Genomic DNA, 22,676 nt, shown 5'->3' with positions numbered 1-22,676 from the left:
GGTGCGGCATTGCCCGGCAGACTCGGCCGCGATGATGCATTCGAACGACTTGACGGGCTTCTGGGTTGCCGCAGCGGCCGTGTTCCTGCTGGCCGGGGTGATCAAGGGCGTGATCGGGCTGGGGCTGCCCACGGTGTCGATGGCGCTGCTCGCGCTGTGGATGCCGCCAGTGCAGGCGGCGGCACTGCTGGTCGTGCCCTCGCTGGTCACCAACGTCTGGCAGACCGGGCCGCGCGCGAGCTTCCTGCCGGTGCTCGAGCGTATCGGCGGCATGCAGGCGGGGATCGTCGTCGGCACGCTGGGCGGCGCGTTGTGGCTGGGCGTGCCGTCGGGGGCATGGGCGACGGTGGCGCTCGGCGTGGCGCTGGTGCTCTATGCGGGCTGGGGGCTGACGGGGCGGCAGCTGCACGTGGCCGAGGGGCAGGCGCGCTGGCTGGGGCCTGTGGCGGGCATCGCCACGGGGCTGGTGACGGCCGTGACCGGTGTGTTCGTGGTGCCGGCCGTGCCGTACCTGCAGGCGCTGGGGTTCCAGCGCGACTCGCTGATCCAGGCGATGGGGATTTCGTTCACCACCTCGACCGTGGTGCTGGCCATGGGGCTGGCCGGAAATGGGAGCTATCCGGCGTCTGCGGTGGGCGGGTCGATCGCGATGCTGGTGCCGGCCATCGGCGGCATGGTGCTCGGGACTTGGCTGCGGCGGCGGCTTTCGGTGGCGGTGTTCCGGCGCTGCTTCCTGGTCGGGCTGGCGCTGCTGGGCGTGTACATGGTCACGCGCGCCGCGGGCTGAAAAGGCTCAGGCCGCGAGCAGCAGGGCCGTGCGCACGCGCTCGATGGTCTGGCGGTAGGGCAGGGCGAAGTCGTCGATGGCATCGCCGGGTTCGAGCCAGCTGAACAGGAAGATGAGGCCTTCTTCTTCGGGACTGCCGGTGGCGGTGTGCATGAAGGTCTCGGGCAGCCCGCCCTCGGCGCGCATCAGGAACAGGTGCCACAGCTGCGGATGGCGGTGCGTGTTGCCCTCGACGCCGGCTTCGCATTCGCGGTCGAGCGTGCCGAGCGACTGCAGCGGGCCGGCGTAGTCGATGCCCGATTCTTCGAGCAGCTCGCGGCACACCGCGATCTCGGGCGACTCGCCGGGCTCGATGGTGCCCTTGGGGAGCTGCATGTTGCCATCCTCGGGATGGCGAAACACCAGCAGCCGGCCCTGCGCGTCGACCAGGCAGGCACAGGCCTTGAGGATCGGGGCGCGGGGGCTGCCGGTGCTCATCAGGCGCCTGTCAGGGCCGCTTTGACGGCAGCGCTGACCTGGCCCATGTCGGCCTTGCCGGCGAGGCGGGTCTTGACCACGCCCATCACCTTGCCCATGTCGCCGGGGCCGCTGGCGCCCAGTTCGGCCACGATGGCCTTCACTGCGGCCACCGTTTCATCGGCGCTCATGCGCTGGGGCAGGTAGACCTCGAGCACCTTGATCTCGGCAGCTTCCTTGTCGGCCAGGTCGATGCGGCCGCCGGTGGTGAAGGCGGCGATCGAGTCCTTGCGCTGCTTGACCATCTTGTCGACGATGGCGACGACCATAGCGTCGTCGAGCTCCACGCGCTCGTCGACTTCCTTCTGCTTCAAGGCTGCAAGCAGCAGGCGGATGGTGGCGAGGCGCTCGGAGTCCTTGGCGCGCATCGCCGTCTTCATGTCTTCGGTGATCTGTTCTTTGAGAGTCATTCGGCAACCTTTGGCAAAAACAAAAGCCGCGGCAGGTTTCCCTGGCGCGGCTGAGGCAACTGGGCGACGGCGCCGACTTTCGTCGAGGCCTGCCGCCCGTGGGCGTTGCTTAGTACAGCTTCTTGGGCAGCTGCATGCTGCGCACGCGCTTGTAGTGGCGCTTGACCGCGGCGGCCTTCTTGCGCTTGCGCTCGGCGGTCGGCTTTTCGTAGAACTCGCGGGCGCGCAGGTCGGTCAGCAGGCCGAGCTTTTCGATGGTGCGCTTGAAACGGCGCAGTGCGACGTCGAAGGGCTCGTTTTCTTTAACGCGGATGGTGGTCATTGATGAATCGTTGAACTGAAGTTGGCTCGGGGAGATCGAGGCCCAAAGCCGGGGTTCCTCAACTGAAATCTTTGGTGGCCGTTGAGGGGAGGCCAGAAGTTAGCCCGAGATTATAGCGCGCTTGCGCAGGCATGCGCGCTCGCCCAGGCCCATTGGAAGTTGTATCCGCCCAACCAACCCGTCACATCGACCACTTCGCCGATGAAATACAGGCCCGGCTGCTTCGATTCCATGGTCTGGGACGACAGGTCGCGGGTGTCGACACCGCCGGCCGTCACCTCGGCCTTCTTGTAGCCTTCGGTGCCGCTGGGCGTGATCTGCCAGCGGGCGATGCGCTCCGACAGGGCGGCCAGCGCCTTGTCGGCGGCCTCGTTGACGGGGCGCTGCAGGGCCGGGTCCTGGCCGACCCAGGCGTCGGCCAGCCGGGAGGGCACCAGCGTGGCCAGTTCGTTGGCGATGCGCTTCTTCGAGCGCAGCTTGGCTTCGCCGAGCGCCTCGGCCACGTTCGTGCCCGGCGCGAAATCGAGCGTCAGCGGGGTGCCGGGCTTCCAGTAGCTCGAAATCTGCAGCACGGCCGGGCCCGACAGGCCTCGGTGGGTGAACAGCAGGTCTTCGAGGAATGCCGTCTTCTCTTTCCTGGCACCGGTCTCGATGCGCACCGGCAGCGCGAGCCCGGCCAGTTCGGCATACGGCGCCCAGGCCTCGCCGCCGAAGGTCAGCGGCACCAGCGCTGGCCGGGGCGCGACGAGGCGCAGGCCGAACTGCTCGGCGATGCGGTAGCCGAAGTCGCTGGCGCCGATCTGGGGAATCGACAGGCCGCCGGTGGCAACCACGATCTTCGGCGTCTCGATGGCACCGCGGCTGCTCTCGATTCGATAGCTGCCAGAGCCCGTCAGCGTGATGTTTCCGGCCTTGCACGGCTGCCAGCGCTCGACTCCGCCCGCCTCGCATTCCGCCAGCAGCATGTCGACGATCTGCTGTGAGGAGCCATCGCAGAACAGCTGCCCCTTGTGCTTCTCGTGGAAGGCGATGCCGTGCCTCTGTACCAGTTCGATGAACTGCTGCGGCGCGTAGCGCGACAGCGCCGAGCGGCAGAAATTGGGGTTGTCGCCGATGAAGTGGCGCTGCGGCGCGCGCACATCGAGATCACGGTTGGTGAAGTTGGCACGGCCGCCGCCCGAGATGCGGATCTTCTCGCCCACCTTCTCGCTGTGGTCCACCACCAGCACCTTGAGCCCGCGCTGGCCTGCGATGCCGGCGCAGAACAGCCCGGCGGCCCCGGCGCCGATCACGACGACGTCGAAGCGGGAAGACGCGGGCGCGCTCAAGGGCCGTCTGCCGCGAGCAGCGGCGGCGGGTTGTATTTCAGGTGGCCCACATAACGCAGCGGCTGCGTGGCGGCGATGGAGGGCACGTCGCCTTCGCGCATGTGCAGCAGGTCGGCCGGGCTCACCCAGCGCGGATCGGCGCTGGTGATCGGCAGGCCGGCCTGCCGGTAGGCCTCGAGCACGAACTGCGAGCAGAAGAACTGGTCGTCGCGGCTCGCGCCCAACTGAACCATCGCCATGCCGCTCATGCAGTAGTGGCTGACTGCGCCCGGCATCAGCGGCAGCTCGCACAGGCGTCGGTTCAGCACGAAAGGCGCGTTCAGCAGCACGCCCACGGTGTTGTAGCGCGCGCCGACCTGCGACAGCGCCCATTCGCGCATGCGCCCGGCGCCGGCTTCGTCCACGCCCGGCACGCGGAAGGCCACCACCATCTGCTCTTCATCGACCACCTCGGCCAGCGGCCGTGCGCGCACGCCGGTGCCCACGGCTTCGGCGATCTGGCCGTCGCCGAGGTAGAGCACCGCATGGCTCACTGGCGAGAAGGTGCCCAGCCGGATGCCGAAGGAGTTCAACGTGGCGATGGAGGTCAGCAGGATGTCGCCCGGCGCCAGCGCGTCGGCGGCGATGAGCTCGCCGCCGTTGCCCGGTGCGATGACCGAGCTCTGCACCCGCACGCGCAGGCCGGCGTCCTTGGTCGGCAGGTCGACGCGGGTGGCGCAGGCCGTGAGCAGCAAGGCGGCGCCCGCGGCAGCGAGGGCCGCGAAAGTCCGGAAGCGGAAGTGCATCAGCCTTTCCAGACGAAGGGGAACTTCAGCTGCTTGAAGAAGCCGTTGGGCACGTAGTCGCCCAGCACGCCGTATTTCTCGGGCCAGAGCTTGGTGCTCTTCACCGCGGTGCCGAAGAGGTAGTCGAGGAAGGCGTAGTGCGCCGCATAGTTCTTGTCGAGCGCCTCGATGTCCTGGCTGTGGTGCCAGTGGTGGAAGTTGGGCGTCACGATCAGGTAGCGCAGCGGGCCGAGCCGTACGCTCACGTTGCAGTGGTTGAACACCGCCTGGAAGCCCACCACCACGATGTAGGCGTCGATCACTTCCTTGCTGAAGCCCAGCACGTAGATGGGCGCGAGCACCAGCGTGCGCGTGATCAGCAGTTCGAGGATGTGCTGGCGAGAGCCCGCCATCCAGTCCATGCTCTTCACGCTGTGGTGCACCGCGTGCAGGCGCCACAGCACCGGCACTTCGTGGTACGCGCGGTGCGTCCAGTACTGCACGAGGTCGGCCACCAGGATGATCAGCAGGATGCCGGCCCAGAACGGCAGGTTGCCCACCCAGCCGCGGATGCCGTCGTTGGCGGCCCAGCCGAAGAACTTGTGCACCATCAGGTTGGTGGCCAGCAGCACGAAGCCCACGATCATGTGGTTCACCACGAAGTGGTGGAAGTCGGTCTGCCACTCCTCGCGGAACACGGGTTGGTCTTTGCGCAGCGCAAAGAGCTTCTCGATGAAGATGAAGATCAGCGACGAGCCCAGCAGGTCGAGGATGAACCAGTCCAGCCCGATGTACGGCGTGTTGTCCGCGAAGTCGTGCACCGGCACCTTGTGCCCGCCCAGCAGCGCCGAGGCCACTACCAGCAGGAACGCGGCCGACGACAGCCAGCGCGAGCGGTTGAAGATGATGTTGACCAGCGACAGCCCGCCCGAGATCACCATGGCCGCCAGCAGGATGAAGCGCATCACGTCGACGTTGTAGCTCTTGCGCAGCTCGGGCGTGGTGAGGTACTGCGGAAAGTGGAAGGCCAGCACACCGAGGAAGCACAGAATGCCGAGGCTCAGTGCGATGGTTCCAGTGACCAGGCCTCGGCCGCGGCGCAATTCGCCGTGGCTTTCCGTGAATTCATTGAGTTTCTCGAGCATTTCCGCCTCTTTCTTGCTTGCGCTTTTGTTGGGGCGCGATTTTAGGCGGCTGTAGGAAAACGCTCACGCCTTCCGCACGGAGCGCCGGCGCAGCAGGGCAGCCGCGCCCAGCGCCACCGCCATCACCAGCAGCGACACCACGGTGGTCACCGTGCCGAGCGCATAGATCGAAGGCGTGGTCACCGTCGAGGTCAACCCCTGCAGTTCGAGCGGCAGCGTGTTGACGTCGCCGATGGCCTGCGAGGTGCGGGCAATCTCGTCCCACGACAGCGTGAAGCCGAACATGCCGATGCCAACGATCGATGGGCCGATCAGCGGCAGCACCACGAAGCGGAAGGTCTGCCACGGCGTTGCGCCGAGGTCGCGCGCGGCTTCCTCGTAGGCCGGGTTGAAGCGGTTGAACACCGCGAACATGATGAGCAGCCCGAATGGCAGCGTCCACGTCAGGTGCGCGCCGAGGGCGGAGCTGAACAGGCCGAGCGCGGTGCCGTAGCCCTCGAGCAGCGTGGTTGCGTCCACGGCCGTGAGCAGGCTCTTGATGCCCGTGTCGAGCAGCCGGAACTGCAGGCCGATGCCCAGCGAGATGATGATGGACGGCATGATGAGGCTGGCGACCGTGACGAAGAACAGGGCGTTGCTGCCCGCGAGCTTCTTGCGGAATGCGAGCCCGGCGAGCACCGACAGCACGACGGTGAAAGCCATCACCACCGCACCCAGCGCCAGCGAGCGCCGGAAGGCCGCGCCGATATCGACGGTGCCCAGGCCTTCGGCCAGCTTGTAGAACCAGTGCAGCGACAGCCCGCGCAGCGGAAAGGTCAGGCCGCCTTCAGGGCCCTGGAAGCTCAGAACGAAGATCGTGATCATCGGGCCGTAAAGGAACAGCACGAAGAGCCCGAACACGGTGGCCAGCGGCCAGAAACCGGGCGCGCGCTGGGCGCCGATGGGTGTCTGCATCTCAGAGCTCCTTGCGGATGTCGACCATCCGGGTCAGGCCCCAGATGATCATCAGCACCACCGCCAGCAGGATCATGGCGTTGGCCGCAGCCAGCGGAAACTGCAGGTACGAGGTCTGCACCTGGATGATCTTGCCGATCGACGCGATCTGCTGGCCGCCCATCACGCCGATGGTGACGAAGTCACCCATGACGATCGTGATGACGAAGATCGATCCGATCAGGATGCCGGTGCGCGACAGCGGCACCACCACGTTCCACAGCGTCTGCCAGCCCGAGGCGCCCGCGTCGCTGGCCGCTTCGAGCAGCGAGCGGTCGATGCGCATCATGCTGTTGAAGATCGGCACGATCATGAACATCGTGTACAGGTGCACGAAGGCCAGCACCACCGAGAAGTCGGAGAACAGCAGCCACTCGACCGGCTGGTTCACGAGGCCCATGCCCATCAGCGCCTGGTTGACCAGTCCGTTGCGTCCCAGCAGCGGCACCCACGAGATCATGCGGATCACGTTGGAGGTCCAGAAGGGCACGGTGCACAGCACGAACAGCACCGTCTGCATGGTCGACGAGCGCACGTGGAATGCCAGGAAGTAGGCCACCGAAAAGCCGACGAGCAGCGTGATGCCCCACACCAGCACGCAGAACTTGAAGGTGCTCAGGTAGGTGTTCAGCGTGACGCAGAGGTCGCCGTTGTCGGTGAGCCGCGAGCAGCCCTCGAACAGGCTCAGGTAGTTGCGCAGCGTGACGGCCGGGATCAGCTCGTACTCGTTGAAATTCCACAGGCTGACCATCGCGACCAGCGCCAGCGGGATCAGGAAGAACAGCAGGAACACCAGCGCGAACGGCGCCGCCTGCCACCACGCCTTCACGGCGTGAACGGGGGCAGTGGCGACGGGCGCGCGGGTGGTGGGAGCGCTCACAGGCTCAGGCCGCAACGAACTCGTTCCACTTGCGGACCATGTATTCGTTCTCGTCCATCACCGCGTTCCAGCACGCGATGCCTCCCATGCGCTGCTCGTAGCTGCCACCGTCGCGCACTGCGCCGGCCTTGGCGATCACGTCGCCCTGGGGGCTCTTGATGTCCTGGGCCGCGGGCTTGCCTTCCATCCAGTAGGCCCATTCGTAGGCTTCCATCTTGGCCTTCGCGGTGTCGAGCACGGCGCTGTAGTAACCCTGGCGGTTGAGGTAAGCACCGGCCCAGCCATCGAGGAACCAGTTGATGAATTCATAGGCACCGTCGAGCTTCTTGCCCGAAAGCGTGGCCGGCAGGCCGAAGCCCGAGGCCCAGGCGCGATAGCCTTCCTTGAGCGGCTGGAAGGTGCAGTCGATGCCCTTGCTGCGCACGGCCGTGACCGCGGGCGACCACATCGACTGGATCACCACCTCGCCCGAGGCCATCAGGTTCACCGACTCGTTGAAGTCCTTCCACAGCGCGCGGAACTGGCCGGCCTTCTTGGCCTCGATCAGGGCCTTGATCGTCAGGTCGATCTCGGCCTTGGTCATGTTGCCCTTGTCGGCGTACTTGTGCAGGCCCTTGGCCTCCACCACCATCGCGGCGTCCATGATGCCGATCGAGGGAATGTTCAGGATCGCGGCCTTGCCCTTGAACTCGGGGTTCAGCAACTCGGCCCAGGAGCCGATCGGGCGCTTGATCAGGTCCGGGCGGATGCCCAGCGTGTCGGCGTTGTAGGTGGTCGGGATCAGCGACATGAACTGCGTGGCCGACTTGGCGAAGGCCTTGCTCTTCTCGCCTTCGAGGTAGATCACCTTGACCGGCGCCGTGCCCTGGCTGCCGACCTTCTTGCCCGCCACTTCGCCCTTGGTGAAGAGCGAGGTGATCTTGTCGGCGTTCTTCACGCGCTTGGTGTCGATGCCCTTGAGGTTGCCGGTCGGCACGATCTTCTTGAGCGAGAAGAACTCGGTGTCGATCAGGTCGAAGCTGTTGGGCGCGGTGACGGCGCGCTTGGTCACGTCGTCGGTGGTCACGGCCACGTACTGGATCTCGATGCCGGTGTCGGCCTTGAACTTCTCGGCGATGGCCTTGTCCTGGTTCACGGCGGTGCCGAGGTAGCGCAGCACGACCTTCTCCTGCGCATGCACGAAGGGCGCGACGCCCGCAGCCAGGATGCCGGCCGTGCCTTGCAGAAGGGTGCGGCGCTTGACGCCGGTGGACGAGTCGATGGGGTCGGTCATGGCTAGGTCTCCAGAAAAAAAGTGGAAGGGGACGAACGCGGGAAAAAGAGAAAGTGGGCTACTGGAGCGCTCACAGGGTCAGGGCGAGTGCGGCCGTGTCGTCGCGCAGGGCGTTTGCGTCGACGGGCGCCGGCACGCGCTCGCCCGGCGGCCTGGCGCCGGGGCCGAGCACGCGAGCGTCGGCCTCGGCCCACGAAAGGCGCACCGCCTCGCCTTGCGCATAGGGGCGCGAAAGAAAGGCGGCCTCGCCCAGAAGCACCGAAACGTTCTGGCGCCCCGGCGCGACGGCGTCGAGCGCCAGGCCGAGCAGCACGTAGGTGCCCTGGTACTCGACGTCGGTGACGGTGGCGGGCAAGCCGGCCGCCGTGGCGGCATCCGTTGCCGCGGCGATCCGCATGTGGTCGTTGCGCACCGCGATCGGGCCGGCCGGCGTATCGAACACGTTGTGGCCGCCCATGAAGCGTGCCACGAATTCGCTCGCCGGATGGTTGTAGACCGCGTGCGGCGAGCCGACCTGCTCGATCACGCCGTGGTTCATGACCACCATGGTGTCGGCCAGCGCCATCGCCTCCTCCTGCGAGTGCGTGACGTGCACGAAGGTCAGGCCCAGTTCCTTCTGCCAGCGCCGCAGCTCGGCGCGCATCTGGATGCGCAGGAAGGGGTCGAGCGCCGAGAGCGGCTCGTCGAGCAGCAGCACGCGCGGTTCGGTGATGAGCGCCCGCGCCAGCGCCACGCGCTGCTGCTGGCCGCCCGAAAGTTCACCGGGCTTGCGCGCGGCCAGGTGGCCCATGGCGACGCGCGCGAGCAGGTCGTTGGCGCGCCGATGGCGCTCGGCCTTGCCGACGCCTTTCATCTTGAGGCTGAAGGCCACATTGTCGGTGGCCGAGAGATGCGGGAAGAGGGCGAAGCTCTGGAACATCATCGCGGTGCCGCGCGCGGCGGCGGGCAGGTTCGTGATGTTGCGGTTGTCCAGCAGGATGTCGCCGCTGGTGACGGACTCGTGGCCCGCGATCATGCGCAACGTGGTGCTCTTGCCGCAGCCCGACGGGCCGAGCAGGCAGCAGTAGCTGCCGCTGGCAATGCGCAGGTCTATCCGGTCGACGGCGGCCGGTGTGCCGGGGGCATAGCGCTTGGTGAGCGCGACGATCTCGACTGCGGCGGGTTCGGGCGTGGCGACGGCATTCATTGCCGATGGCTCAGCACGATCCATGCCACGTTGTGGTGCGCGGCGCCCGTGCCGCTCGTGCTGTCCTCGCCCTGGTCAGGTGCCGATCAGGTACCGAACTTGTCCGCGTCCACCGGTACCTCAGCGGCTGCCAGCCCGCGCAGCACGTCGCCTACCACGATCACCGCCGGGCTGGCCAGGCCGGCCTTGGCGATACCGTTCTGCAGGTTGCCCAGCGTGGTCGCGATGTGCCGCTGGTGCGGCAGGCTCGCATGCTGGATGACCGCCACCGGCGTGTCGCCCGGCAGGCCTTGCAGCAGCTCGCGTTCGATGTGCGCGGCACCCGACACGCCCATGTAGATCACCAGCGTCAGGCGTGCGTTGTAGGCCGTCGCGGCCAGCGCGCGCCAGTCGGTCGGGTCTTCGCCCGCGCCCGCGCCGGTCTTGGCGTGGCCGGTGACGAACACCACGCCCTGCGCATGGTCGCGGTGCGTGAGCGGCACCCCCAGCGAGGTCACGGCCGCGAGGCCCGCGGTGATGCCGTTGACCACGGCGCATTCGATGCCGGCTTCGCGCAGGTGCTCCACCTCTTCGCCGCCGCGGCCGAAGATGAACGGGTCGCCGCCCTTGAGCCGGACCACGGTCTCGCCTTCGCGCACCGCGGTGATCATCAGTCGCTCGATGAATGCCTGCGGCGTGCTCTTGCAGCCGCCGCGCTTGCCCACGTGCACGATGCGCGCGCCGGGGCGGGCGTAGGCCTGCACGATCTGGTCGCTCACGAGGTCGTCGACCAGCAGCACCGTCGCGGCCTGGATCGCCTTCACGGCCTTGACGGTCAGCAGTTCCGGGTCGCCCGGGCCGGCGCCGACCAGGGTGCAGTGGCCGGTGATGAGAGTGGATGCGTTGTTCATGCGTGGGATGCCAGTTGCGTGACGTGCCTGACTTGCGTTGCGATGGCCTCGGGCACGGGAAGCTCGCCGGCCAGCACGCGGCGCGTGTAGTCGGCGGTGGTCGCGACGTCGATTTCCTTCGGCAGGCCCGGCACTTCGGCGGCGGTGCCGGCCTGCTGCGCCTGCAGCTCGGTGCGCACGCCGCGCACGAAGCCGTCGATCTGCGCGGTGCGGCGCGGGTCGGACACCACTTCGCCTTCGAGGCCGCGCGAGAGCAGGGCGGTCATGCCCGTGAGCTCGAAGGTCTCGCCCATGGTGCGCGCGTATTCGGGGTGCGTGTAGCTCGCGATCACCACGCAGGGGCCGGCGGTGGGCTGCATCAGCTTGACCACGCTGTGGCCGGGGTTGCGCAGGCCGACCACGCGGCGCACGTCGAGCAGGCGCTTGAGCGCGGGGTTCAGCAGCTCGGTGGGCGCAAAGGCCGCTTCGCCGTTGGCGATGGGGCGGATTTCGGCCATCGGCGGCAGCCCGAGTGCCGTGAGCACGTTCGATGCGAGCACGCGCGAGGTTTCGCTTGCGCTGCCATGCACTAGCACCGGCAGGCCTTCGCGGGCCAGCAGCAGCGCCAGCAGCGGCGTGAGCACCGGCAGCTTGCGCGCGCCGTTGTAGCTCGGCAGCACGACCAGCGGGCGGTCACCGGCCGGGATGCGGTTCAGCCGCGCATGGGTCGCATCGAGGAAGCCGGCCATCTCCTCGGGCGTTTCGCCCTTGATGCGCATGGCCAGGCAGAAGCCGCCGATCTCGAGGTCGGTGACGGTGCCGTCCAGCACCTGGCCGAACAGGTCGGTGGCCTGTTCGCGCGTGAGCGGCTTGGCGCCTCGCGCGCCGCGGCCGATTTCCTTGATGTATTGGCTGATTCCCATGGGTGGATGGATTGTCCTGCAAGGCTTATGCCGGAATGCGAGATGGCTTATGCCTTGGATTGGCTCCTTCCCCCAGCGGGGGAGGGAGCAAGACGGGGAATCATGGGGTGACTGCTTCGGCCTCGGCCGGCGTCGCCCGCACCATCCGCTTGAGTTCCGGAATGCACGATCCGCAGTTCGTGCCGCACTTCAGGGCCCCCTGCAGCTTGGCCAGCCGCTCGTCGGCCGTGCCGCTGCAGCGCCCCAGCTCGGTCTGGATCGCCACGTCCGCGACGTTGAAGCATGTGCACACCGTCTTGCCGCGCGACTGCACCGCCACCGGTGCCTTCGAGCCCGGCGACAGCAGCAGGCGGCCATAGCTCTGCGCCGGCAGCTCTTCCCGCAGCAGCGTGGCGATCCAGGCTTCCGCGCTGGTGTCGCCGCCCAGCAGGAAGGCCTCGAGGCCGGCGCTGCCGTCGGCGCGGCGCACCAGCCGCGCGGAGCGTCGCTGGCCGCGGCGGCGGTCGGCGTAGCGCAGGGTGTCGGCGGTCTGCAGGCCGAGCAGGGCTTCGATCTTCTCGACCAGCGCCTCGTCGGGCGCGTCGTGCGCGGCGGCGCGGAACAGGATGCCGCTGCGCTCTTGGCCTTGGGTGTTGCCCGCGAACGGCACGCAGGTCGCAAAAGGAAACAGCGCCATCAGCGGCTGCAGCGCGCGGTGCGCGGCCAGTGCCGCGTCGGCGGGCAGCCAGGCCATGGCCAGCAGCGACCATGGCAGTTCGGCCTTGAGGATCTTCACCGGCGTGTGCTTCAGCTCGGGCTGCTTCGAGGTCGGGCAATAGGCCGGCGTGGTGAGCGCGTTGATGCCCGCCAGCCGCACGCCGGTCGACGAGCAACCGCTCAGGTATTCCTCGCCCCAGTGCATGGCGACGAAGGCCTGGCTCAGGCCGATCTCGGCGCTGGCGCGCGCGGGCAGCATGATCGAGCCCCGCTTCGAGGTCAGGTGCACGAGGTCGCCTTCGCCGATCTGGCGGCGCGCCATGTCCTGCGCGTTCATCTGCACGACGGGCTCCGGCACGTGCCCGAACAGCCGGCCGGCCGTGCCGGTGCGGCTCATGCCGTGCCACTGGTCGCGCAGGCGGCCGGTGTTCAGCGAGAAGGGGTAGCGCGCCTCGCGGGCCTCGGCCACCGGCTTGTAGACGGTGTCGACAAAACGGGCGCGGCCGTCGGGCGTGGGGAACACGCCGTCTTCGTAGAGGCGAACGCGGCCGGTGCTTTCGCCTTCCTTCAGCGGCCATTGCTGCGGGCCCGCGGTTTCCAGCATCGCGTAGCTCAGGCCGGTGATGTCGAGGTCGCGCCCACGCGTCGATTCGCGGTGTTCGTTCCAGACCGATTCGGCCGTCTCGTACGGGAACAGCGTGGACGCGCGGCCGAGCTGCCGTTCGAGCCGGTGCGCGAAGGCCACCGCGATCGACCAGTCGTTGCGCGCCTCGCCGGGTGCGGCAACGGCCGGGCGCACGCGCGAGATGCGGCGCTCGCTGTTGGTCACGGTGCCTTCCTTCTCGCCCCAGGTGGTGGCGGGCAGCAGCAGGTCGGCGAAGGCGCAGGTGGCGGTGGTGGCGAAGGCTTCCTGCACCACCACGAACTCGGCGCGCTCCAGCGCGCGGCGCACCGTCGCCTGGTCGGGCATCGATTGCGCGGGGTTGGTGCAGGCGATCCACAGCGCGCGGATCTCGCCGTCGGCCGCGGCCTGGAACATCTCGACCGCCGTCTTGCCCGGCTTCTCGGGCACCGAGGGCACGCCCCACAGCGCGGCCACTTCGGCGCGGTGATCGGGGTTCGCCAGGTCGCGGTGCGCGCTCAGCAGGTTGGCCAGGCCGCCGACCTCGCGTCCGCCCATCGCATTGGGCTGGCCGGTCAGCGAGAACGGGCCCGCGCCGGGCCGGCCGATCTGCGCGGTCGCCAGGTGCAGGTTGATGAGCGCGGCATTCTTCGCCGTGCCGCTCGACGACTGGTTCAGGCCCTGGCAGTACAGGCTCAGCGTGGCAGGCGATGTGGCAAACAGCCGTGCGGCCGCGAGCAGGTCGTCCTTCGAGATGCCGCAGACCTGCGCCACCTTGTCGGGCGTGCATTCGCGCACGATGGCCTTCAGCGCGTCGAAACCGCTGGTGTGGGCGGCGATGTACTTCGCATCGATCCAGCCTTCCCACAGCATCAGGTGCAGCATGCCGTTGAACAGCATCACATCGGTGCCGGGCTGGATCGGCAGGAACAGGTCGGCGATCTCGACCGTGTCGGTACGGCGCGGGTCGGCCACGATGATCTTGAGCGCGGGGTTCGCGGCCTTCGCGTCCTCGATGCGGCGGAAAAGAATGGGGTGTGCCCACGCCGTGTTGCTGCCCACGATGAACAGGCAGTCGGCATGCTTCAGGTCGTCGTAGCAGGCCGGCGGCGCATCGGCGCCCAGCGTCTGCTTGTAGCCGGCGACCGCGCTGCTCATGCACAGGCGCGAATTGGTGTCGACGTTGTTGGTGCCGACCAGGCCCTTGGCGAGCTTGTTGAAGACGTAGTAGTCCTCGGTGAGCAGCTGGCCCGACACATAGAAGCCGACCGCGTCGGGGCCATGGTCGCGGATCACCTGCGCGAACTTGCCCGCGGCGTTGTCGAGCGCGGTGTCCCACGCAACCGCCATGGGCGCTTCCGCGCGCACCAGGCGCTGCATGGGCTGCAGCAGCCGCGTCTGGCGCGTGACCGTCGCGCTGGCCGTGAGGTGCAGCGTCGAGCCCTTGGTGCACAGGCGGCCGAAATTCGCCGGATGGTCGGGGTCGCCGCGCACACCGGTGATCTCGTCGCCACTCGATTCGATGATGACGCCACAGCCTACGCCGCAGTAGGGGCAGGTGGAGCGGGTTTCCCGCATTGCACCCGCTCCCTCCGGGAGCGAGCGGGGGTGAGGGTTGACGGCGCTCACGAAGGTCACGCTGCTGCCCTCACCCTAGCCCTCTCCCAGAGGGAGAGGGGACAACACCTTGGGACCGGCAATGGGGCGTGGCAGGTCGATGGCGTGCGTGGCCAGTTCGCCCGCGTCGAGATGCACCACGCCGTCTTCCACCTTCACGGCGAACTTCGGCGTGCAGCCTTCGTCGGGCGACTTGGCGCAGCCGTCGTCCAGCCCGATCGCCCAGTTGTGCAGCGGGCAGGCCACGCTGGTGCCGAACACGATGCCCTGGCTGAGCGGGCCGCCCTTGTGCGGGCAGCGGTCGAGCAGCGCGAACACCTGGTCCTCGGCATTGCGGAACACGGCGACGTCCACGCCGGCAGGCCGCGCCACGCGGCGGGCGCCGAGCACGGGGATGTCGTCGATGCGGCAGATGACTTTCCAATCGCTCATGGTGGGCTCTCTTTTCGTCTACGTCTTGATTTCTGAGTACAGGCCGGTGACGCGGTCCATGATCGCCAGCAGGTTCTCGCTGGCGACGAACACGTCGGACATCAGGGCGGGCGACGCACCGGCGCCTTCGAGGTGCTGCAGGCCCCGGTTGAAGAACATCCACTGCGCATCGGCCAGCACCAGCTCCTGCCTGATCTGCGCGGTGGCCTCGGGCGCGTTGCGCAGCACTTCGAGCGCGGCCAGGAATTCGGCGCGCGACTTGCCGATCTCGGCCGTGCTGCCCGCCGGGTCGATCTGCATTGCCGTGGCCAGGTAGAACTTGGCCATGCGCTGCGACAGCATGCGCTGGCGGCCCGCGATGTTCACGAGCTTGCCCACCGGCCTGCCCGAGGCGGCTTCGTACTGCGCGGTGCCCTGGTTGGCCAGCGCGAGCACGGCGGCGTCGAGCTTCACGACTCGGGTGGCTTCCTCCTTGCCGGGCGTCATGCCCGTGAGTGCGCGCTTGAACTCGCTCCAGGCGTTGTCGAGCGACTCGTAGGTGCCGCGAATGGTCGGGCTGGGCGCGAAGGCTTTCAGCTCGCCGAGCTGGCGCTCGAACAGCGCGATCGACTTGTCGAGCACCAGCTGCGCGTTGCGCGATTCGACGTTCTGCACCAGTGCCAGATATGCCTTGCTCGCGCGCTGCGACAGCATGCGCTGGCGGCCCGCCTTGTTGATCGCATCGTTCAGGTCGGTGACCTGGGCATTTGCGCCCAGCCCGGCGCCCATGCCGGCGGCGGCCGCGGATGCGAGGAAAGCCCTGCGCTTCATGCGGTCAGCGGCGTGAACTGCCGCACGTCCACCGAGGCCTGCGCCGACTCGAACCACGGATCCGGCTCGCCGTCGAGCGCGAACTGCAGGCGCTCCCACAGCGTCTTGCGGGCCTCCGCGTCTTCGAGGATCCGCTTCTTCACGTAGTCCAGGCCCACACGGCCGATGTAGTGCACCGTGCGTTCCAGGTACCAGCCCTCTTCGCGGTACAGCTGCAGGAACGCGCCCGCGTACTCCATCACCTCTTCGCTGGTCTTCACCTTGACGAGGAATTCGGCCACCTCGGTCTTGATGCCGCCGTTGCCGCCGACGTAGATTTCCCAGCCCGAATCGACGCCGATCACACCCACATCCTTGATGCCGGCCTCCGCGCAGTTGCGCGGGCAGCCCGACACGGCCAGCTTGACCTTGTGCGGCGAGTACATGGCCCACAGCGCGCGCTCCAGGTCCTTGCCCATCTGCGTGGAGTCTTGCGTGCCGAAGCGGCACCACTCGCTGCCCACGCAGGTCTTCACCGTGCGCAGCGACTTGGCGTAGGCAAAGCCGCTGGGCATGCCGATGTCCTTCCAGACGTTCTCCAGGTCTTCCTTCTTCACGCCCAGCAGGTCGATGCGCTGGCCGCCCGTGACCTTGACGGTCGGAATCTTGTACTTGTCGGCCGCGTCGGCGATGCGGCGCAGCTCGTCGGGCGTGGTGTGGCCGCCCCACATGCGCGGAATGACGGAGTAGGTGCCGTCCTTCTGGATGTTGGCGTGGCTGCGCTCGTTGATGAAGCGGCTCTGCGGATCGTCCTTCGCTTCTTTCGGCCAGGTGCTGATCAGGTAGTAGTTGACCGCCGGGCGGCAGGTGGCGCAGCCGTTGGGCGTGCGCCAGCCGAGGTTGCGGTACACCTCGTCGTGCGTGAGGTAGTGCTGCTTGCGGATCGCGTCGCGCACGTCCTGGTGGCTCACGTCGGTGCAGCCGCACACGGCCTTCTTCTTCGGCGTGGCCGAGTAGTCGCCGCCGGCCGTGAACATCAGGATCTGCTCGACCAGCCCGGTGCACGAGCCGCAGCTCGCGCTGGCCTTGGTGTGCTTCTTCACTTCGTCGAGCGTGAACAGGCCCTTGTCCTTGATGGCCTTGCAGATCGTGCCCTTGCTCACGCCGTTGCAGCCGCACACCTCGGCGTCGTCGGGCATGCTCGCGGCCTTGCTGTGGCCCTCGTGGCCGGTGTCGCCGATGTTGGATTCGCCGAACATCAGCTTGTCGCGAATGTCGTGCACGCTGCGGCCATCGCGCAGCAGCTTGAAGTACCAGCTGCCGTCCACCGTGTCGCCGTACAGGCAGGCGCCGACCAGCTTGTCGTCCTTGAGCACCAGCTTCTTGTAGACGCCGCCGAAGGGGTCGCTCATGACGATCTCTTCGGTACCTTCGCCGCCCATGAACTCGCCGGCGCTGAACAGGTCGATGCCAGTCACCTTGAGCTTGGTGGAGGTGAGCGACCCGAGGTAGCGGCCGATGCCGAACTGGGCGAGATGGTTGGCCGCCACCTTGGCCTGCTCGAACAGCGGCGCGACCAGGCCGTAGGCGATGCCGCGGTGCGCCGCGCATTCGCCCACCGAATAGATGCGCGCGTCGGTCACGGTCTGCATCGTGTCGGTGACGACGATGCCGCGGTTGCAGTGCAGGCGCATCTTCTCGGCCAGCTCCACGTTGGGGCGGATGCCGACCGCCATCACCACCAGGTCGGCCGCGACCTCTGTGCCGTCCTTGAAGCGGATGGCTTTGACGCGGCCCTCTTCATTGCCGACCATGTCCTGCGTCTGCGCACCCATCAGGAACTTGAGTCCTCGGTCTTCCAGCGACTTCTGCAGCAGCTTGCCCGCCACGTCGTCGAGCTGGCGTTCCATCAGCCAGGGCATCACGTGCACCACCGTCACGTTCATGCCGCGCAGCATCAGGCCGTTGGCGGCTTCCAGGCCCAGCAGGCCGCCGCCGATGACCACCGCGTTCTTGTGGGTGCGCGCGGTCTCGATCATGTAGTCGGTGTCGGCGATGTCGCGGTAGGCGATCACGCCCTTCAGGTCCTTGCCTGGCACCGGCAGCATGAAGGGGTTGGAGCCGGTGCACATCAGCAGGCGGTCGTAGGCGGCTTCGGTGCCATCTTCCGCGCGCACGATGCGCTTCACGCGGTCGACCTCGACCACCTTCTTGCCGGCATGCAGCGTGATGTGGTTGTCGCTGTACCACTCCCAGCTGTTGAGCACGATTTCGTCGACCGTCTGCTCGCCGGCCAGCACGGGCGACAGCAGGATGCGGTTGTAATTGGGATGCGGCTCCGCGCCGAAGACGGTGATGTCGTACAGGTCGGGCGCGATCTTCAGCAGCTCTTCGAGCGTGCGCACGCCGGCCATGCCGTTGCCGACCATCACGAGTTTCATTTTCTTCATGGGGCCCTACCTTTCGTCGAATCAAGCAAGCGAGTGCCCGCGGCGCGCGAGGAGAATCGCGCCATGAGCTTTGAAGTGGACATCGGCTACAGCAGCCAGCGCGGACCGCGCGAGCTGAATGAAGACTTCGCCGGCGCGGTGCATGCGCCGCGGGGCGACGAGGCGCGCGGCCTCATCGCGGCCATTGCCGATGGCGTGTCCAGCGGCGGGCACGGCCGCGAGGCGGCGCAGACCACGGTGATGGGCCTGCTGGCCGACTACTTCGCCACGCCCGATACCTGGGAGCCGACCGCCGCGCTCGACCGCCTGATCGGCGCGCAGAACGGCTGGCTGGCCGACCACAACCGCCGGCGCCAGGGCAAGGACGGCGGCGGCACGGCGCTCACCACGCTCACCGCGCTGGTGCTGCATGGCCAGGGCTACACGCTGGCGCACGTGGGCGACACGCGCGCCTGGCGCGTTCGCGCGGGCGGCGAGCCGGCCGTGCCGCTCACGCAGGACCATGCCTTCGACCATCCCGACATGCGCAGCCGCCTGACGCGCGCCATCGGCCTGGACGACCAGGTGCGCGTCGACTACGTGCAGGGCGACGTGCGCGTGGGCGACTGCTTCGTGCTGAGCTCCGACGGCGTGCATGGCGTGCTCAGGCCGCAGCAGGTGGCCGCGCTCGCCTTGCAGGGCGACGCCGAGGCGGCCAGCGAGGCGCTGGTGCGCGCGGCGCTGGAGGCCGGCACGCGCGACAACGCGACGGCGCTGGTCATTCGCGTGGTGGGGCTCGACGCGCGGCAGCTCGACGACGAACTCGGCGACGGCCGCCGGCTCGCACCACCGCCCGCGCTGAAGGTGGGCGACGTGCTCGACGGCTACGCCATCACCGCGCTGGTGGCCGACACCGGCGTGCACCTGCTGTACCAGGCCAGGCATCCGGCCACGCGCGAGCTGGTCGCGCTGAAGACGCTGCACCCCTCGCGCGCCGGCGACCCGCAGGAGCGCGCGATGCTGGCGCACGAGGCGTGGCTCGGTTTGCGCGTCGGCGGCAACGGCTTCGTGCGCGTGCACGAGCGCGCCGCGGATGCGAGCGCGCTGTACATCGTGTTCGACTGGCACGGCGGCCGCACGCTGGAGCAGCTGCGCAAGGCGAACGCGCGGGGCGCGGTGGGCGAGGTCGTTGCCGCCGCCATCGCACTGAGCCGAGCGCTCGGCCGGCTGCACCGCCAGGGCGTGGTGCACCGCGACATCAAGCCGGGCAACCTGCACCTGGGCGAGGACGGCCGCTGGCGCATCATCGACCTGGGCGTGGCGCTGTCCGGCCGCGAAAGCGCGGCGCAGCGCGAGCTGCATGCCGGCACGCCGAGCTACATCAACCCCGAGCAATGGGAGGAGGGTGGCGTCGCCGATGCGGGCAGCGACCTGTTCGCGCTCGGCGTCACGCTGTACCAGTGGCTCACCGGCCACCTGCCTTACGGCGAGATCGAGCCCTACCAGGTGGCGCGCTACCGGCGAGACCCGGTCGCGCTCTCGCGCCTGCGGCCCGACGTGCCGATCTGGCTCGACCATCTGGTGCGCAAGGCCGTCGCCCGCGATCCCCGCGAGCGCTTCGAAACCGCCGAGGAGCTGCTGCTCGCGCTCGAACGCGGTGCATCCCGCCCCGTGAGCGCGCCCGCCGCCACGCCGCTGATCCGCCGCGACCCACTTGCGCTCTACCAGCTGGCGCTGGGCGTGTCGATGCTGTTCAACCTCTTGCTGATCGTGTGGCTCCTGTTCCTGCCACGTTGAACGGAGGTCGGCGGGGCGGTTCATGACCGGGCAGCTTTCCGCGAGTTGTTGTTGACTGCGGGCGAAGCATGTACTGGTGCAACGCGCGCTCGGCCACCCTTCTCGGCCCAGGTGCGGGTCCAGCGGATCTGCATCACGCGCATCACGCCCAGCATCGCTAGCGACAGCATCGCGAAGAACACGAAGCCCCACAGGTAGCTGCCCAGATACTGCTTCGACAGGCCCATGGCGTTGGGCACGAGGCCACCGCCCAGCGCGCCGATCTCGCCGATCATCGAACCGGCCACTGCCGTGCTTGCGGGCCAGCGCAGCGGCACCAGCTGGAACAGCGCGCCGTTGCCCGCGCCCAGCGCGGCGAAGCACACGATCAGCACCAGCGTGGTGACGGCCAGCGAGCCCGACGAGACGCCCACCAGCACGAGGCTCACGGCCACCACCAGCAGCACAACGGTCAGCGTGTTCACACCGCCCCAGCGGTCGGAAAGCCAGCCGCCCACGATGCGCACCGCCGCGCCCATGAAGGCCGCGAGCATGGTCAGCTGGCCGGCCTGCACCTTGCTCACGCCGAACTGGTCGTAGTAGTAGGAGGGCAGGAAGGTCGTCAGGCCGATGAAGCCGCCGAAGGTCACGCCGTAGATCAGGCTGAACACCCAGCCGTCCTTCTCGAACAGGCAGGCGATGTGCTCGCGGAAGCTCGAATGGGCGTTCACGTCCGGCGGTTCCTTGGCGAACACCACCATCACCACCATGGGAACCAGGATGGCGACCGCGGCCACGCCGTACACCGCCTGCCAGCCCAGCCATAGTGCGAGCGGCGGCGCCACCAGCACCGACACCGCGGTGCCCACGTTGCCAGCGCCCACCAGACCCATGGCCAGGCCCTTGTGCTGCGGCGGGAACCAGCCCGAGCCCAGTGACAGCGCCACGCCGAAGCTCGCGCCCGCGATGCCCAGCAGCACGCCCATGGCGAGCAGGTTGTTGAAGCTCTTCACGAAGAAGAAGCCGAACAGCATCGCCACTGCGATCAGGCCCATCTCGACCAGCGTGGCCTTCTTGCGGCCGATGTACTGCGAGAGGATGCCGAGTGGAAAACGCATCAGCGCGCCCGCGATGATCGGCACCGACAGCATCAGGCCCTTCTGCGCCGGCGAGAGGTTGAAGGTTTCGCCGATGAAGGGCGCCATGGCGCCGTTGAGCACCCAGATGCAGCAGGAGAACGAGAAGTACAGGAAGGCCGCGAACAGCGTCGGACTGTGGCCTGACTGCAAGAAGTTCTTGAAACTGGACATGGCGTTCAAAGGTGCAAAAAGCCGCGGCCTGACCCTGGATGGGCCGTGTCGACGGACGGGGTTGGAGACGGAGTGCCGGCAGCGGACGCTGTCGGCGTGGGGGTGCGCTCGGCATGTGCGTTGCCGAGCCGGATGCAGGAGCCTGCAGCCTCACCAAAGCGGTGCTTCGTTACACCGCGGTCCGTTCCATGCAAGAGGCATGCCTGCGAATTCGCGCGGGCGTGGCCTATGCTCGCGGTGCGCTCCCACACCGCTTTTCCAAGATGCCCCTTCTCGTTGTCCTGCCCGATGAAACTGCTGGCCCCGTGCTGCCGGAGGCGCTTGCACAGGCGCTGTCCGACGCCAGTCTCGAGGTGGTCGGCTGCGCGGATGCGGGCACCTTCGCGCGGCAGGTCGAGGCGCTGGCCCCGGCCCAGGCCTTGATCTGCCTGCCTTTGCCCACGCCCGCATTGCTCGACGCGCTGCGCGCGTGGTCCGGCGTGCCGCCGTGTGCGCTGAGCTTCGTCGGCGAGCCGTTGAGCGGTGCGCAGCACGAAGAGCTGGTGCAGCTCGGCGTGCAGGCGTGGATGCAGAACGATGCCGTCGATGCCGCATCGCTCGCCGCGCTGGCCGCTCGTGCCCAGGCCCGCTGGCAGCGCGAGAGCGTCTTGCGCACCGAACTGGAGAGCCTGCGCACCCGCATGGACGAGCGCAAGTGGGTCGACCGCGCCAAGGGCCTGCTGATGTCCGCGCGCGGCATCGGCGAGGACGAAGCCTTCGGCCTGCTGCGCGGCGCCGCGATGCACGCCAACCTGCGGCTCGGCGAGGTGTCGCGCTCGGTCATCGAGGCGGCGCAGTGGGCCGACGCGATCAACCGCGCCGGGCAGTTGCGCATGCTCTCGCAGCGGCTGGTGCGCGTGGCGGCGCAGCTGCTGGGCAGCATCGATGCGCAGCGGGCGCGGGTGCTGCGCACGCAGTCCGCCGAGCGGGTGCAGCAGAACCTCGATCACCTGGCGGCCCTCGGGCTCGATGCGGCCGGCGCGCGGGCGCTCGTACAGGCGCAAGCCGCCTGGAGCGGGCTGGCTCCGGCCTTGACGGCGCGGCCCACGGCGGCAGGACTGGCCGACGTCGACCAGCGCGCCGAAGTGCTGCTCTCGGCCGCGGAGGCGCTGACCGAGGCGCTCGAAGCCTCGGGCGCGCGGCGTGCGCTGCGCATCGTCAACATATGCGGACGGCAGCGCATGCGTGCGCAGCGGTTGGCGAAAGACGCGCTGCTCGCTGCCACGCTGAAAGAGAAAGCCGCGAACGCGCGGCTGTTGCCCACCATGGCCGAGTTCGAGGCCGCCTTGCTCGAACTCGAGCGCGCCCCGCTCAGCACCACGGAGATCCGCACCGCGCTGGCCAGCGCCCGCGACGAATGGCTGCGGCTGGTCGGCGGCGTGCACGCGCTCGACAGCGCCGATGGCCGCGCCACGCTCGTTCGCTCCAGCGACGCGCTGGTCGACACCTTCGAGCGCCTCACGGCGTCGTACGAGCACAGCCTCCAGGTGATCATGTCGTGAACCTGGCACACCCCCAGGCTTCGCGCACTGCGTGTCGCTACGCCAAGCCCCTTGCAGGGGGCAACACC

Annotated in this window: 20 protein-coding genes; 3 read left to right on the top strand and 17 right to left on the bottom strand. The window is 68.3% G+C overall.

Going from position 1 to position 22,676, the window contains the following annotated elements:
* The first annotated feature begins 31 nt into the window (after positions 1–31).
* A complete protein-coding gene (locus tag PMI12_RS14480) occupies positions 32–787 on the top strand; it encodes a sulfite exporter TauE/SafE family protein (RefSeq protein WP_007833694.1) in 756 nt (251 codons plus the stop codon).
* 6 nt (positions 788–793) lie between these two features.
* Here the strand turns inward: PMI12_RS14480 and PMI12_RS14475 are convergent, their stop codons facing one another.
* The 16 genes from PMI12_RS14475 to nirB form a co-directional block, all read right to left on the bottom strand.
* The gene (locus tag PMI12_RS14475) at positions 794–1,264 is read right to left on the bottom strand and encodes an NUDIX domain-containing protein (protein WP_007833693.1); all 471 of its coding nucleotides are present in this window, start codon (positions 1,262–1,264) and stop codon (positions 794–796) included.
* On the bottom strand, positions 1,264–1,713 hold the full coding sequence (locus tag PMI12_RS14470; RefSeq protein ID WP_007833692.1) for a GatB/YqeY domain-containing protein: 450 nt from the start codon (positions 1,711–1,713) through the stop codon (positions 1,264–1,266). Before PMI12_RS14470 ends, PMI12_RS14475 begins: the two co-directional genes overlap by 1 nt.
* A gap of 109 nt (positions 1,714–1,822) precedes the next feature.
* Positions 1,823–2,035, bottom strand: coding sequence for a 30S ribosomal protein S21 (gene rpsU / locus PMI12_RS14465; protein WP_007833691.1), 213 nt, complete (start codon positions 2,033–2,035; stop codon positions 1,823–1,825).
* A 110-nt stretch (positions 2,036–2,145) separates the two neighbouring features.
* Positions 2,146–3,363 (bottom strand): NAD(P)/FAD-dependent oxidoreductase, encoded by a 1,218-nt coding sequence (locus PMI12_RS14460; RefSeq protein WP_007833686.1) that lies wholly within the window; start codon positions 3,361–3,363, stop codon positions 2,146–2,148.
* A complete protein-coding gene (locus tag PMI12_RS14455) occupies positions 3,360–4,148 on the bottom strand; it encodes a YaeF family permuted papain-like enzyme (protein WP_007833685.1) in 789 nt (262 codons plus the stop codon). The genes PMI12_RS14460 and PMI12_RS14455 overlap by 4 nt, the downstream gene beginning before the upstream one ends.
* A complete protein-coding gene (locus PMI12_RS14450; RefSeq protein WP_007833683.1) occupies positions 4,148–5,272 on the bottom strand; it encodes a sterol desaturase family protein in 1,125 nt (374 codons plus the stop codon). The genes PMI12_RS14455 and PMI12_RS14450 overlap by 1 nt, the downstream gene beginning before the upstream one ends.
* Positions 5,273–5,335: 63 nt before the next feature.
* The gene (locus tag PMI12_RS14445) at positions 5,336–6,226 is read right to left on the bottom strand and encodes an ABC transporter permease (protein ID WP_007833679.1); all 891 of its coding nucleotides are present in this window, start codon (positions 6,224–6,226) and stop codon (positions 5,336–5,338) included.
* 1 nt (position 6,227) lies between these two features.
* Complete coding sequence (locus PMI12_RS14440; RefSeq protein WP_042673424.1) at positions 6,228–7,145, bottom strand: ABC transporter permease; 918 nt, start codon at positions 7,143–7,145, stop codon at positions 6,228–6,230.
* A 4-nt stretch (positions 7,146–7,149) separates the two neighbouring features.
* On the bottom strand, positions 7,150–8,418 hold the full coding sequence (locus PMI12_RS14435) for an ABC transporter substrate-binding protein (RefSeq protein ID WP_007833675.1): 1,269 nt from the start codon (positions 8,416–8,418) through the stop codon (positions 7,150–7,152).
* 70 nt (positions 8,419–8,488) lie between these two features.
* On the bottom strand, positions 8,489–9,604 hold the full coding sequence (locus PMI12_RS14430) for an ABC transporter ATP-binding protein (RefSeq protein ID WP_007833674.1): 1,116 nt from the start codon (positions 9,602–9,604) through the stop codon (positions 8,489–8,491).
* Between the two features lie 86 nt (positions 9,605–9,690).
* Positions 9,691–10,494: a uroporphyrinogen-III C-methyltransferase gene (gene cobA, locus PMI12_RS14425; protein ID WP_007833673.1), complete on the bottom strand. Its 804-nt coding sequence runs from the start codon at positions 10,492–10,494 to the stop codon at positions 9,691–9,693.
* The gene (gene ybiB / locus PMI12_RS14420) at positions 10,491–11,396 is read right to left on the bottom strand and encodes a DNA-binding protein YbiB (RefSeq protein WP_007833672.1); all 906 of its coding nucleotides are present in this window, start codon (positions 11,394–11,396) and stop codon (positions 10,491–10,493) included. The genes cobA and ybiB overlap by 4 nt, the downstream gene beginning before the upstream one ends.
* A 100-nt stretch (positions 11,397–11,496) precedes the next feature.
* The gene (locus PMI12_RS14415) at positions 11,497–14,292 is read right to left on the bottom strand and encodes a nitrate reductase (RefSeq protein WP_007833671.1); all 2,796 of its coding nucleotides are present in this window, start codon (positions 14,290–14,292) and stop codon (positions 11,497–11,499) included.
* Between the two features lie 75 nt (positions 14,293–14,367).
* Positions 14,368–14,763 carry a nitrite reductase small subunit NirD gene (nirD, locus tag PMI12_RS14410; RefSeq protein ID WP_007833669.1) on the bottom strand — a complete coding sequence of 132 codons (396 nt, stop codon included), beginning with the start codon at positions 14,761–14,763 and terminating at the stop codon, positions 14,368–14,370.
* An 18-nt stretch (positions 14,764–14,781) separates the two neighbouring features.
* Positions 14,782–15,573: a type IV pili methyl-accepting chemotaxis transducer N-terminal domain-containing protein gene (locus PMI12_RS14405; RefSeq protein WP_007833667.1), complete on the bottom strand. Its 792-nt coding sequence runs from the start codon at positions 15,571–15,573 to the stop codon at positions 14,782–14,784.
* Entirely contained in the window at positions 15,570–18,002 is a 2,433-nt protein-coding gene (gene nirB, locus PMI12_RS14400; protein WP_007833664.1) for a nitrite reductase large subunit NirB, read from the bottom strand. Before nirB ends, PMI12_RS14405 begins: the two co-directional genes overlap by 4 nt.
* 63 nt (positions 18,003–18,065) lie before the next feature.
* Between nirB and PMI12_RS14395 the strand changes: the two genes are divergently transcribed.
* On the top strand, positions 18,066–19,778 hold the full coding sequence (locus PMI12_RS14395) for a bifunctional protein-serine/threonine kinase/phosphatase (protein ID WP_007833663.1): 1,713 nt from the start codon (positions 18,066–18,068) through the stop codon (positions 19,776–19,778).
* 20 nt (positions 19,779–19,798) lie between these two features.
* Here the strand turns inward: PMI12_RS14395 and PMI12_RS14390 are convergent, their stop codons facing one another.
* Positions 19,799–21,067, bottom strand: coding sequence for an MFS transporter (locus tag PMI12_RS14390; RefSeq protein WP_007833661.1), 1,269 nt, complete (start codon positions 21,065–21,067; stop codon positions 19,799–19,801).
* Between the two features lie 263 nt (positions 21,068–21,330).
* Between PMI12_RS14390 and PMI12_RS14385 the strand changes: the two genes are divergently transcribed.
* On the top strand, positions 21,331–22,608 hold the full coding sequence (locus PMI12_RS14385; protein ID WP_042673442.1) for an ANTAR domain-containing protein: 1,278 nt from the start codon (positions 21,331–21,333) through the stop codon (positions 22,606–22,608).
* Positions 22,609–22,676 lie beyond the last annotated feature (68 nt).

It is taken from the genome of Variovorax sp. CF313 (assembly GCF_000282635.1).
Classification (GTDB): domain Bacteria; phylum Pseudomonadota; class Gammaproteobacteria; order Burkholderiales; family Burkholderiaceae_C; genus Variovorax.
Note: the sequence above shows the minus strand (reverse complement) of the source record. Positions and strands in the feature narration are given on the sequence as shown.

Coding starts and splice junctions, on each gene's coding strand:
- PMI12_RS14450 (WP_007833683.1), bottom strand. CDS start 5,272: ATGCTCGAGAAACTCAATGAATTCACGGAAAGCCACGGCGAATTGCGC.
- PMI12_RS14445 (WP_007833679.1), bottom strand. CDS start 6,226: ATGCAGACACCCATCGGCGCCCAGCGCGCGCCCGGTTTCTGGCCGCTG.
- cobA (WP_007833673.1), bottom strand. CDS start 10,494: ATGAACAACGCATCCACTCTCATCACCGGCCACTGCACCCTGGTCGGC.
- nirB (WP_007833664.1), bottom strand. CDS start 18,002: ATGAAGAAAATGAAACTCGTGATGGTCGGCAACGGCATGGCCGGCGTG.
- PMI12_RS14455 (WP_007833685.1), bottom strand. CDS start 4,148: ATGCACTTCCGCTTCCGGACTTTCGCGGCCCTCGCTGCCGCGGGCGCC.
- PMI12_RS14415 (WP_007833671.1), bottom strand. CDS start 14,292: ATGCGGGAAACCCGCTCCACCTGCCCCTACTGCGGCGTAGGCTGTGGC.
- PMI12_RS14385 (WP_042673442.1), top strand. CDS start 21,331: ATGCCCCTTCTCGTTGTCCTGCCCGATGAAACTGCTGGCCCCGTGCTG.
- nirD (WP_007833669.1), bottom strand. CDS start 14,763: ATGAGCGATTGGAAAGTCATCTGCCGCATCGACGACATCCCCGTGCTC.
- rpsU (WP_007833691.1), bottom strand. CDS start 2,035: ATGACCACCATCCGCGTTAAAGAAAACGAGCCCTTCGACGTCGCACTG.
- PMI12_RS14430 (WP_007833674.1), bottom strand. CDS start 9,604: ATGAATGCCGTCGCCACGCCCGAACCCGCCGCAGTCGAGATCGTCGCG.
- PMI12_RS14435 (WP_007833675.1), bottom strand. CDS start 8,418: ATGACCGACCCCATCGACTCGTCCACCGGCGTCAAGCGCCGCACCCTT.
- PMI12_RS14390 (WP_007833661.1), bottom strand. CDS start 21,067: ATGTCCAGTTTCAAGAACTTCTTGCAGTCAGGCCACAGTCCGACGCTG.
- PMI12_RS14480 (WP_007833694.1), top strand. CDS start 32: ATGATGCATTCGAACGACTTGACGGGCTTCTGGGTTGCCGCAGCGGCC.
- PMI12_RS14395 (WP_007833663.1), top strand. CDS start 18,066: ATGAGCTTTGAAGTGGACATCGGCTACAGCAGCCAGCGCGGACCGCGC.
- PMI12_RS14475 (WP_007833693.1), bottom strand. CDS start 1,264: ATGAGCACCGGCAGCCCCCGCGCCCCGATCCTCAAGGCCTGTGCCTGC.
- ybiB (WP_007833672.1), bottom strand. CDS start 11,396: ATGGGAATCAGCCAATACATCAAGGAAATCGGCCGCGGCGCGCGAGGC.
- PMI12_RS14470 (WP_007833692.1), bottom strand. CDS start 1,713: ATGACTCTCAAAGAACAGATCACCGAAGACATGAAGACGGCGATGCGC.
- PMI12_RS14405 (WP_007833667.1), bottom strand. CDS start 15,573: ATGAAGCGCAGGGCTTTCCTCGCATCCGCGGCCGCCGCCGGCATGGGC.